This window comes from Alkalibaculum bacchi (genome assembly GCF_003317055.1).
Lineage (GTDB): Bacteria > Bacillota > Clostridia > Eubacteriales > Alkalibacteraceae > Alkalibaculum > Alkalibaculum bacchi.
Window position 1 is genome coordinate 75,871 of the sequence record NZ_QNRX01000005.1, and the last position, 11,841, is coordinate 87,711.

10 protein-coding genes and 1 pseudogene are annotated in these 11,841 nt (G+C 35.1%); 6 read left to right on the forward strand and 5 right to left on the reverse strand.

Translation table 11 applies throughout. From position 1 onward, the window contains the following. Window positions 1-183 precede the first annotated feature (183 nt). The 5 genes from DES36_RS05005 to DES36_RS05025 all read left to right on the forward strand — a co-directional run bounded on the left by DES36_RS05005 (window position 184) and on the right by DES36_RS05025 (window position 5,949). Window positions 184-660, forward strand: a complete 477-nt coding sequence (locus DES36_RS05005) for a winged helix-turn-helix domain-containing protein (protein ID WP_113920126.1) — start codon at window positions 184-186, stop codon at window positions 658-660. Then, complete coding sequence (locus tag DES36_RS05010) at window positions 657-2,027, forward strand: sensor histidine kinase (RefSeq protein ID WP_113920127.1); 1,371 nt, start codon at window positions 657-659, stop codon at window positions 2,025-2,027. The genes DES36_RS05005 and DES36_RS05010 overlap by 4 nt, the downstream gene beginning before the upstream one ends. Before the next feature lie 409 nt (window positions 2,028-2,436). Next, on the forward strand, window positions 2,437-3,126 hold the full coding sequence (locus DES36_RS05015) for a polyphosphate polymerase domain-containing protein (protein ID WP_113920128.1): 690 nt from the start codon (window positions 2,437-2,439) through the stop codon (window positions 3,124-3,126). Window positions 3,127-3,143: 17 nt separating this feature from the next. Next, a complete protein-coding gene (locus tag DES36_RS05020) occupies window positions 3,144-3,815 on the forward strand; it encodes a DUF4956 domain-containing protein (RefSeq protein ID WP_113920129.1) in 672 nt (223 codons plus the stop codon). Window positions 3,816-3,864: 49 nt separating this feature from the next. Then, a complete protein-coding gene (locus tag DES36_RS05025) occupies window positions 3,865-5,949 on the forward strand; it encodes a carbohydrate-binding domain-containing protein (RefSeq protein ID WP_113920130.1) in 2,085 nt (694 codons plus the stop codon). A 153-nt stretch (window positions 5,950-6,102) separates the two neighbouring features. Here the strand turns inward: DES36_RS05025 and DES36_RS15430 are convergent. The 4 genes and pseudogenes from DES36_RS15430 to DES36_RS05045 all read right to left on the reverse strand — a co-directional run. Continuing rightward, a pseudogene (locus tag DES36_RS15430) lies at window positions 6,103-6,207 on the reverse strand (pyruvate formate lyase family protein); the annotation flags it as partial. A gap of 335 nt (window positions 6,208-6,542) precedes the next feature. Continuing rightward, window positions 6,543-6,866 (reverse strand): hypothetical protein, encoded by a 324-nt coding sequence (locus DES36_RS05035; RefSeq protein WP_113920132.1) that lies wholly within the window; start codon window positions 6,864-6,866, stop codon window positions 6,543-6,545. A gap of 185 nt (window positions 6,867-7,051) precedes the next feature. Continuing rightward, a complete protein-coding gene (locus DES36_RS05040) occupies window positions 7,052-9,073 on the reverse strand; it encodes a catalase (protein WP_113920133.1) in 2,022 nt (673 codons plus the stop codon). A gap of 270 nt (window positions 9,074-9,343) precedes the next feature. Next, on the reverse strand, window positions 9,344-9,799 hold the full coding sequence (locus DES36_RS05045; protein ID WP_113920134.1) for a DUF441 domain-containing protein: 456 nt from the start codon (window positions 9,797-9,799) through the stop codon (window positions 9,344-9,346). Window positions 9,800-10,082: 283 nt separating this feature from the next. Between DES36_RS05045 and DES36_RS05055 the strand changes: the two genes are divergently transcribed. After that, a complete protein-coding gene (locus tag DES36_RS05055; RefSeq protein ID WP_170128182.1) occupies window positions 10,083-11,147 on the forward strand; it encodes a DUF3810 domain-containing protein in 1,065 nt (354 codons plus the stop codon). Window positions 11,148-11,249: 102 nt separating this feature from the next. Here DES36_RS05055 and DES36_RS05060 read toward each other — a convergent pair whose 3' ends face one another. Next, a complete protein-coding gene (locus DES36_RS05060) occupies window positions 11,250-11,768 on the reverse strand; it encodes a nitroreductase family protein (protein ID WP_113920137.1) in 519 nt (172 codons plus the stop codon). Window positions 11,769-11,841: the final 73 nt, after the last annotated feature.

Consider the following 11,841-nt stretch of genomic DNA (forward strand, 5'->3'; position numbering starts at 1 on the left):
AGTATTATAACATAATTGCTCTTAATTTACCTCTAAAGGGTAAAAAACTAAATTTATAGATTAAGACTTTATCATATTATTCTCTTGTCGATCATATTAAACTATAGAAATTTTCTCATTATTTGCGTGAAATTTTCGTAACTTCTACCGTCATAATCTATTATAATTAAAATGAGGTGACATATGATTATCCTTACAGCAAAAGACAGCGATTTAGATTATGCAACAGGGATCAATCTAGGTAGCGATGATTATTTTACGAAGCCCTTTAGTGCCATCTCCTTAGTAATGAGGGTAAAGGCCATACTGCGAAGAGTTAAACTAGACAAACAGTTACAAGAAAGCGATGAAAAACAGGAAAATTCTCTTACCTTCGGTCAAATCTCCATTAACCGAAAGGCCATGAAAATCACCGTTAATGGTGCTCTTATAGACTTTTCACCTACAGAATACAATCTTCTACTCTATTTGATTGAAAATGCAGATCGAGCAGTATCAAGAGAAGAACTGCTCAATGAAATATGGGGTTACGAAAAAGACATTGAAACTCGTGCTTGTGACGATACCGTGCGCAGAATCCGAAAAAAGCTCGTCCATACCAATACAAAAGTAGAAACCATATGGGGCTTTGGCTTTACTATGAAGGTGGTTGACCCTTGAAAGATACGAAAAAAAGCATAAAATTTAGGCTTATTTCTAGAGTAATCCTACTCATACTCATTGTATTTATATTTATTTCTATGGTTTTTGATTTTTTGATTTCTCAGTATATGAAAAACAATGCAAATGAGGTATTACATAATTCTAGAGATTACATTGTGCAAGGTCCGATGGACAGCGGCAGCGAACCACAAATACCTCATAAGCCAAAGCCTAATGGCACTCCTATGGGAAAAGCCGAAACAGTAGTCTTAACATCAAATTATGTTATACTACACCCTACCCAATCTTTAGACAAGTACTTCGACAATAGAGACTTGCAGGATTTTACAATAGAAATAAAAGCTCAAAAAATCAACTTAGATACTAGTGAAATACAAAAGCTTTCGACAGACTCAGGACTGTATTATTTTACTTCAATATCTAAATCCGATATGGATTTAGATCAATTCTATATTGTCAATTTTATTAATATGTCTCATATGAATGAATTTAAAGTGAATCTTAGTCGTATTTTATGGATTATCATGATTCTTGCTTTATTGACAACTGTACTCATGACCTATGTAATTGGGTCAAGGATTACTGAGCCCATTGTATACTTATCAGAGTTTGCCAAGAAAATTGGCGAAGGCAAATATGAAACCATAGAAGATGAATTTGACGATTTAGAGCTTCATCATCTAAAAAATCCCATGAATGACACATCAAAAAAATTAAAGGCATACGATGCAGAGCAAAGAGCATTCTTTCAAAATGTTTCACATGAATTGAGAACACCCCTGCAAATCATTAAAACCAATGCAGAAGGCATTCAATTTGATATTTTAGAAAAGAACAGTGCCTGTGTTATCATAAAGGATGAAACGGATAAACTTAGCGAATTAGTAGAAGATATTATCTACCTTTCCCGATTAGAGTCTAGATCAAAGGATATGATTACTACACAAAATGATCTGCGAGAAACTTTATCTTATGCAGCTGAAAGATACCATTCTTTATTTACAAGTAAAAACATAAAAGTAAGCTACGAGTTTGATGAAGATCCAGTACTTTTTACTTACGATGAAAAGTCTATAGAGCGAGCCTTTCAAAACTTATTATCTAATGCCTTACGATATTCTAGAGGTAAAATAATTATCACATGTAGAAAAACTCAAGGTAGAATAGTCATTAAAGTTGAAGATAATGGTCCTGGAATCAGCCAGGAAGACCTTCCTCGTATTTTTGATCGATTTTATAAGGGAGAAAACGGAGTCCACGGCATAGGCCTTTCAATCGTCAAATCCATAGTCACCTCCTACGGTGGCCGAGTAGAAGTCCAATCAAGCCTTAAGGGAACGGCTTTTACTATATTTTTTAATTAAATAGATCATTCTCAAGAAAGTGCCTTTGACACTTTAGTCATTAGCAATCAGCTAACAGCTATCAATGCTAGGCTCAAGTCTCATAGGTCAAAGATTCAATCACATATAATGAAGTAGTTAAATTGAAAAGTAGAACTTTCGTAATATATTAAAAAGATGGACTTAGATCCATCTTTTTTCTTTATGTCCTCTATATTCAATCCTATCTACTGATTAATCATCCTATGCAATATTGAAATCTTTGACCCACAAAGCCCTGCCCTAGAATACTGATAGCTGATGACTGATCGCTGATGGCTACGCTTTTATTTCGTAATTTTTGCCTTAATTTTGACGCCTTTTTTCGGAGAAGCTTTTCTTCTTTTCATTTAAACTAATGCTACAGACAATTAAAAGAGGAGGTTAAAACTTGGAAGAAAAATATTACCGAAATGAATACAAACACTCCATTTCACAGGAAACTCGAATAACACTACACTCAAGATTAAAAAAATTCCTTCCTATGGATGTACATTCTCAAGGAAAAAGCTATCTCATTAAAAACTTATATTTTGACACCTTATACGATGATGCTTTAAACGAAAAATTAAATGGAGACCCTTATAGGGAAAAATTTAGGATTAGGTGCTATAACAATGATTACAATTATATTCGATTAGAAAAAAAGGTCAAGGAGATACGAAAAGGATATAAGCTCAGCACAAAGCTGGCAAAAAAGGATATCCAAAAGATCCTTTTAGGAGATATTGAATTTCTTAAAGACAAAGACGACTCACTACAAAAAGAGTTCTATGTAAAAATGAAGACAAAAGTATTACTCCCTAAAATTATTATCCAATACCAAAGAGAGGCTTATACCTTTAGACCTGGAAACACGAGAATAACACTAGACTACAATATTCGGTGTAGCATTAATCCTACAGATTTTTTTAATGATACACTATCTTACCTAGAAATAGAACCACATAAGTGTGTTCTCGAGGTAAAGTTTGATCACTTTTTACCGGAAATCATTAGAGACTTAATACAAGTAAATGAAACCACAAGCACAGCAAATTCAAAATACGCATCAGGTAGACTTTTTACCCTTAATGCATAAACATTTGGAGGTATACTATGAATTTTAACGATATTTTAAAATCAAGTTTTTTAGAAAGGGTAAGCGACTTTTCTATTATAGATGCAACCATTGCTCTAATAGGCGCTTTTGGCATTGGTCTATTTATATATTTTATTTACAAAAAAACATTCTCAGGTGTTATGTACTCAAAGCCGTTTAACACTTCCCTTGTGCTTTTAACCATGCTCACAACCTTTATTATACTTGCAGTGACAAGCAATATTGTATTATCTCTTGGAATGGTAGGCGCTTTATCCATTGTAAGATTTAGAACTGCCATTAAAGACCCACTGGATTTAGTATTTTTATTCTGGGCAATTGGGTCAGGAATCATCCTCGGGGCTGGTTTACTTCCTTTAGCCATATTAGGATCTTTTTTCATAGGGATTGTGTTAATAGGCTTTCAAATGTCTAGTCCTAAAGAATGCCCTTATATTCTTATGATTGAATGCAAAAATGAGATTACAGAAGTATCCTGTTCAGAGCTTATAAAAACAAAGTGCAATAAGCATAAGATAAAGAGTAAAGCTATCACTGATGGAACGATTGAATTAATTTATGAAGTCCGAATAAAAAATAATGATACTGTTTTTTTAAATGAACTTTCTGCCTTACATGGGGTAAACCATGCTACACTGGTAAGCTATAATGGCGAATACGCTACCTAAACACTTAAGTTTCATTTTATAGTGACAAAACAATCATAAGGAGAAAAACATGCTATTAAAAAGATTTAATAATAAGATATATAAGGCATTGGTTCTCTCAATTCTCTGTGTATTGATCTTTAGTTCTTGTACTCCTAAGACTACAAATAATGCTAATACATCAAATAGCTCCTCTTCAATCTCCGTAAATTTTAGTGAAGAAGAATTAAATGATGAATGGAGCCAAGAAGATTCCGATTCTATTGTACTAAAGGGAGATTCTATTGAAAGTGATGGAGATGGTGCTATTGTTAAAGATAATATACTAACTATCGTATCAGGTGGAACTTACGTTATTTCAGGTACTCTAAATGACGGTCAAATTTTAATTAATTCTAAAGATGAGGAAACGGTTAGAGTGATTTTAAATGGAGCAAATATAAATTGTAGCGATAATTCACCTATCTATGTAGTGAACTCTGATAAGACGATTCTTACTTTAGCAAAGAACACGAAAAACACCCTTACAGATGGTAAAACATATACATTAGAGTCTGGTAGTGATGAGCCTAATGCGGCTCTATTTAGTAAAGATGATTTAACCATAAATGGTGAAGGGTCCCTTACTGTCACTGGAAATTACAAAAACGGCATTTCCTCTAAAGATGAACTGAAAATTGTAAGCGGAAATATCTCCGTACAAGCAGCAGAAGATGGCATACGAGGAAGAGATTTTATTGCTGTAAAAAACGGTACGATTACCATACAGGCGACAAGTGATGGGATGCAATCAAATAATGATCAAAATTCCTCAAAAGGATTTGTTTACATTGAAAATGGAGAGGTCGATATTGAAGCAGGAAATGACGGAATTCAAGGGGAAACAAAAGTACTTGTAAAAAATGGAGACATAAATATCAAAACAGGAGGCGGCAATGAAAATGGCGTCAGCCATGAAGGTGGACAAAGAATGGGGTTTAGTACAAATACAAAAGATATCAATAATACGGATTTAGAAGACAGAGCTCCCCAAAGAATTCCTCCAAGTGGTGAGTACCCACAAAACATTATGCCTGATGATTCAAAGCCAGATAATCCTATATCACAAGATGAGAATGCTCAAACGACAGACACACAAAGTGCTAAGGGCATCAAGGCGGGAGTAGATATTACTATAGATAGTGGCAATATGACTATAGACTCTGCTGATGATGCCATTCATTCTAACGATAGCTTAACCATAAATGGTGGAGAAATCCAGATTCATTCTGGAGATGATGGAATTCATTCCGATGGATCACTCACACTAAATAATGGTACTGTTCATATTCAAAAGAGTTATGAAGGAATTGAAAGTTCATCTATTGCCATTAATGACGGATCTTTTCATATCGCATCTAGCGATGATGGAATAAATACAGCTGGAGGAAATGATGGTTCTTCAATAAATGGAAGACCTGGTCAAAATAATTTTGACTCAGATGATGGTAGCCATCTTGAAATCAATGGTGGTGAAGTAATCGTAAATGCAGATGGGGATGGCATCGATGTAAATGGAACGGCTACTATAAATGATGGCCTTATAATAGTAAATGGACCTACAAATGATGGAAATGGTTCCTTAGACTACGCTGGTTCTTTAGATGTAAATGGAGGGATACTCGTCACAGCAGGCAGCGCCGGAATGGCACAAGCACCTAGTAGCTCTTCAAAACAAAATAGCATCAAAATCAATTTAGATTCCGTTCAATCAAAAGGTACCTTAATACACGTAGAAGACGAAAAAGGCAAAAACATCTTAACCTTTACACCTGCAGAAGATTACCAATGCGTAATTCTTTCATCCCCTACTATTAAAGGTGGTTCTACCTATACCATTTATACAGGAGGAAAATCTACAGGTGAAGCAAAGGATGGATACTACTCGGGAGGCACCTATTCAGACGGGACAAAGCTTGGCAGTATCAAAATCGAAAATATCGTTACAGAATACGGTACCTCTTCGGGAAATATGCAAGGAGGTGGTAGACCAAATGATGGTTTTTCTGGAAAGCAAAGAACTCCTGGACAAAAACCAAATATGAATGGCCAAACCGGTAACGAAGAATCTTCAACGCAAGGACCTACTACCCCTAGTATAGATAGCAATCTGTAAGCCATCAGCATTCAGCCGCCAGTGCTAGGGTCAAGTCTCACTGGTCAAGATTACCAGCAAACAATTGTTAAACATTGAAAGTTACTATAATGAGAAAAGGGGAGGTAACCTTCCCCACTACACCTCGCCTAAAGGCGAGGTGATTTACACTATTAACTTTGTTTGTTTCTTAGACTGCAAAAACAAATAGGTAAGCTCGTTGGTTGCGTCTATACCTTCCTTTGTCTGTCCTCCTATAGTCACAGCCTCCCAGTGGGCACTCCTTTATTCTCCTTATAGGCAAAATATCCTACAATTAGGATTTGTTCTACTTATTCATGCTTATTTTTATACATAGATATTTTAAATAGCCTTATGAAGTCGCTATTAGTTCAATAATTATTGATTTTCTACTTCTATATTCTACTGCTAATTCCTCGCTTTACATTTGAGCTGCTTTATAAGCAATGTTTCATCGGTAGGTAGATAGGTATTCATTTGAAAATTAGAGATTTTTCATAAGAGTTACAAAAATGAAGAGTAGATAGATTGTTGTTATAATTCTAATGATTTTATAAAATCATTAGAATTATAACAACAATAACAGCAAAATATCATAATAACTTTCTATTTTCATAATCTTCTTTTTGATACAGTAACTCTCCACCATTAAGAATATTTGATGCAACTATATCCCCCTTTTTTATTGCCATTTCTACTTCTTGGCTCGTCAGTGAGATAATATCAAAAGGAGTGTCAAGCTTGATATCAGCAGAATAAAAAATCCGGCGAATTTGCACTCTTTTACGAAAGCTGCTTTTATTTTCATTCCAAACTACTAAAAAAAGTTTAATCGTCTTTAAATCAAGAACATAAATTTGCTCTGCATCTATTCTTTTAATCAATTGGCTAATGATCGGTTCATAGCTCTTATCCATTAAATCCTCCCCCTGTCAGAACTTACGTTCTGATACTATTATACCCCAACATTTGGAAATTAACCAGGAAAAATTAAGTGTTTTTACATTTTAAATGTATTTTGTTCATTAAAATCAAAGATAATACCAAAAAAACCCCCATTAGGGGGCGAAAAACGAATAGCTGGACACTGATTGCTGGTAGCTTAAAGTGCTACTTCCCTTTTCCAGTGTCTATGCATTGAGATATCATCAATCATCTTTTGTACATTCGTATTGTCTATTATAGTAACTCCTGTTTGGCCTTTCATTTTAGGATTTAATAGACTAGAAGCAGAATTTGAAACAGCTAGTGGCTTGTAATGTATAAAGGTTTCATTAATATATCTCTTTACATCAGCCTGGAAAGTATCACAGCCTTGATCTCCTAAAAGTACAATGATTCCATCGTGAAGAACTGGATCCGTTGACAATAGAGTATAAATGGGTATGTGATTATTTCCATTGCTGTCCTGTACAGGACTAAGGGACTGAGCTATAATCTCAGGTTTGGCTTTTGCAGTCGTTAAGGCAGTTACAATGTTTTCATATTCGTTTACATCAAATCCATTCGATACAATGATTCCTATTTTTAAAGTGTCTGCCTTTTTCACTGTATTTTCTTGGCTAAGAGCTGGAGATACTTTTTCATAAACAGATTGTTGTGTTTTTGGAGGATTTACCCCAATAAACTGAGCTACTTGTGTCATCATGTCCGTATTGATGCTTCCAAACATATCAACTACCTGTTGCCTAATATCCATGCATTTTACTTTAGCAAGCTCAAATTTAAAGGCTTCAATAATATGCTGTTTCTCAACTTCACTCATGCTGTTGTAAAACATTGCGGCCTGAGAGAAATGATCTTTAAAGCTGTCACTTCTCTCCCTGATTTTGCTTCCGTGAACCGTCTCTTGATAATGGGCATAGCCCCCTTCACTTTCAGGGATCGTTTTTGGCGTATTATTTGCCATAGAATTTGCATGATAGCTCACCTTGCTTGTATTAATTGTCATTCTGTGGTATCCATCTCTTTGATTATTGTGGAAAGGAACTACAGGGCGATTAATAGGAATTTCATGGAAGTTTGGGCCTCCAAGTCGTATTAACTGGGTATCCGTATAAGAGAACAATCTGCCCTGAAGTAAAGGATCGTTGGTAAAATCAATCCCCGGAACTACATTCCCAGGATGAAAAGCAACTTGCTCTACTTCAGCGAAGAAATTGTCTACATTTTTATTGAGAGTCATTTTTCCAATGATTTTTACTGGGATGTCCTCTTCTGGCCAAATCTTTGTAGGATCTAATACATCAAAATCAAACTTAAATTCATCTTCTTCAGGAAGGAGTTGAACGCCTAACTCAAACTCTGGATAATCTCCGCAGTCAATAGCTGATTGAATATCTTTACGATTAAAATCTGGATCTTTGCCCGCTATTTTTTGCGTTTCATCCCACACCAGTGAATGTACACCTAAAACAGGCTTCCAATGAAATTTGACAAAAGTGGCCTTTCCCTCTTTGTTAATCCATCTGAAGGTATGGACGCCAAAGCCTTCCATCATACGAAAACTTCTTGGTAAAGCGCGATCAGACATAACCCACATAACCATATGAGCAGACTCTTGATTGTTTACAATAAAATCCCAAAAAGTGTCATGAGCACTTGAAGCTTGAGGAACTTCCGTATCTGGCTCAGGTTTATGAGCATGGATAAAATCTGGAAACTTTATGGCATCTTGTATAAAAAACACAGGCATATTATTTGAAACTAAATCGTAATTGCCTTCTTGAGTATAGAATTTAACAGCAAAACCTCTTACATCTCGAACCGTATCTGCAGAACCTCTAAAACCAGCAACTGTGGAAAATCTTACAAATACAGGTGTCTTCACATTGGGGTCTTGTAAAAAGCCTGCTTTTGTATAGTTGGCCATAGATTCATAAAGAGTAAATTCACCATGAACCCCTGTTCCTCTAGCGTGGACTACTCGTTCTGGAATTCTCTCATGATCAAAGTGGGTTATTTTTTCTCTAAAATGAAAATCCTCCATTAAAGTAGGGCCTCTTTCCCCTGCTTTTAAAGAAAATTCATCTTCTGATAAAGGCAATCCGTGATTGGTAGTGAGAACTTTGTCACTGTCATCAACTTTAAACTGTTCTAGTTGCTCTTGCTTCTTGTTATCCATCTTATACACCTACCCATATTTTGTTAATAACTTTCTCACTAGTGTTATGCCCCTATTGGGAAACCTTTATTCATAACAATTATTAAACGTCAATTGAACAATTATTAAACAATAGTTGAACCGTTGGTAAAACAATTGTATATGACAATATCTGAAACAAATATGGGTTTAGTGCACTTAATCATAATGGCCTTACATGAAATGGTCAACGAAACTAGTACTCACCAATAAACGGCTACAAAGTTCTGCTTTCAGCTTTCCACATTCCGCTTACTTATGAATTAGTTTCAATACAAAGGCCAACATACCCGAAGTAATCAACGGTCCCACGGGGACCCCTCCTAAAAAGGACGCTGCTATTACTGCTCCAAAGATTAAAGAAGGCATAATATTTCCATGGCCCTGCACTGTTAGGTACTGTACACCTAAGCCACTTAAATATGTAGTAAAAAGTGAAATCAGCATTGCAATAATGCCAATCCACGATGTAAACACATTTTTAATATTCCCTAAATTAATTTCCCCACTAGCAATGGGAATTAGAATAGCTGCAATTAATAGCACTAATCCTATAGACATCCCGTAACTTTCTATAGTTGGGAAAAGATATTTATCTAAGCTTAAAAGCTTAATCAATAACAACAAACAGGATGCAATAGCTACAGAATTGGCCTTACCTAAAAGTGAAATGCCAAGAATGGCAAACAAAATAATATTCGATTCCAGTTCAAATCACCCCTTTGAAAAATTTGATTCCTTAGTAGTATATTCTTGCATAAAATCTTACATTACAAATAAACAAAAACTTGGCAATCACTTTCACAAATATATCTTTATGGGAGGTATACTTTTTTTTAAAAAATTCTCAAATCCAAATCTTGGTATCTATTAATGAAATAGAAAGTGCGATATAATATTTTATATAACGAAGCTTTATCCAGCAAGTTTTCACCCTTTGCTGGATATTATGTATATTAACGGTATTATTATTGAAAGGAGGGATAGAAGTATGGTTGTTAGTATTTTCATTGCTTTTATAGCATTTCTTACGTGGCTTCTTACAATTTTTGCATCTAAAAACCCTGAAACTGTAGAGTCTATGTACTCTTCAACAATTTATCCATACATAGCAAAATTCCTTAGCGCCTTTAATGGATTCGTTCCCATATCCCTTGCTGAAATTTTACTCTTTGTCTTATTGTTGTTTTTAGTGTTACTACTATTAAAACCTAAATTGTTCTTTAATAAAAAAACTCAATTTTTTCATTTTTTAGTAAGAACAATAAGTTTATTATATATTGGTTTTTATCTATTATGGGGTTTTAATTATTACAGGCTTGATTACATAGAAATCGCGAATATGAACACTGAACCTGCTACTATGCAAGAATTAGAAGAACTTACTGTTCAAACTATAAGGAAAATAAACCTCGTTCGTCAAGGTTTACAAGAAGACTCTAATGGGGTATTTGTTTTAAAAGATTCTTTTGGTGAATTAAGCAAAAAAGCACAAAAGGCATTTTACAAAGAAGACAACGATCTATTATTTCCTATTAACGGACATGCAAAACCGATTTTTTTATCTCAGTGGATGAGCTTTACGGGAATTATGGGAATTTACATTCCTTATACTTTTGAACCAAATATAAATACGGATATTCCTCCCCAGAATCTTCCATCAACTATTATTCACGAAATGGCACATCAACGGGGTTTTGCTAAGGAAGAAGAGGCAAACTTTATCGCTTATAAAGTATCCACCAATCATTCAGATCCAATTTTTCAATATTCAGGTTACTATCTAGCAATGCAGTATTTAATGGAGGAAATGCACAAATTAGATGAGAGCAGTTATAAAATAATTTACTCGACTATTAGCGATGCTGTAAAACGAGATATGGAATACAGCAGAAATTACTGGAAAGCAAAAGAAGGAAAAGCCGAGGAATTAGCCCATAAACTAAACGACAATTACCTAAAAGCCAACAATCAGACACAAGGCATCCTAAGTTATAATGGCGTTGTAAAACTTTTATTATCTGATTTTAAAGACACTTCTTCTAACAGTAATTGAACAATGGCTTTGCTAAGTTCTAAGTAAAGTCAGCAGGTCGCTCCGCGACCGCTGATTTTACCTGACCACCTGACCACCTGACCACCTGACCACCTGATCGCCTTACCACCTTCCATAACGAATCTTATCATATGGCAATTCGTCTTCATCGTAAGGTTGCTTTTCCTCCCCAGGATATCCCATTCCAATGATGCATTCTACAGAGTATTGTGCTGGTATACCTAAAACACTTTTTACAAAGTCACTTGAACTATTTCCATCTTTCGTTTCTCTATTTCTCACTTGGCACCAACAAGCCCCCAATCCTTGTCCATGGGCTTCTAGAAGTAATATGGTAGCGATAATAGATGCGTCTTCAATCCATACATCTGTAACTGTAGGGTCTCCTACAATAACGATGCAGGCAGAAGCGTCGGCTAAAAAGCTTGAACCTACTTCTCTACACTGAGATAATTGATTGAACTGTTCCTTTTCTGTGACTGCTATAAGATTCCAAGGTCTCTTCCCCCTTGACGAAGGAGCTGTTAAAGCACCTTGCAAAATAGCTTTAAGCTTGTCTTTTTCTACTTCTCTGTCTTCAAACTTCCGAATACTTCTTCTTGTTTTGATTATATCTAACATACTTGTCACTCCTTTCCTCTAAAAAACTATTTTCTTATAGTATACACCTTTTCCTAAAGAAACCAATACTTCA

Excerpts from the sequence above, each read along its gene's own strand:
- DES36_RS05005 (WP_113920126.1), top strand. The coding sequence starts at position 184 with ATGATTATCCTTACAGCAAAAGACAGCGATTTAGATTATGCAACAGGG.
- DES36_RS05020 (WP_113920129.1), top strand. The coding sequence starts at position 3,144 with ATGAATTTTAACGATATTTTAAAATCAAGTTTTTTAGAAAGGGTAAGC.
- DES36_RS05025 (WP_113920130.1), top strand. The coding sequence starts at position 3,865 with ATGCTATTAAAAAGATTTAATAATAAGATATATAAGGCATTGGTTCTC.
- DES36_RS05035 (WP_113920132.1), bottom strand. The coding sequence starts at position 6,866 with ATGGATAAGAGCTATGAACCGATCATTAGCCAATTGATTAAAAGAATA.
- DES36_RS05040 (WP_113920133.1), bottom strand. The coding sequence starts at position 9,073 with ATGGATAACAAGAAGCAAGAGCAACTAGAACAGTTTAAAGTTGATGAC.
- DES36_RS05055 (WP_170128182.1), top strand. The coding sequence starts at position 10,083 with ATGGTTGTTAGTATTTTCATTGCTTTTATAGCATTTCTTACGTGGCTT.
- DES36_RS05060 (WP_113920137.1), bottom strand. The coding sequence starts at position 11,768 with ATGTTAGATATAATCAAAACAAGAAGAAGTATTCGGAAGTTTGAAGAC.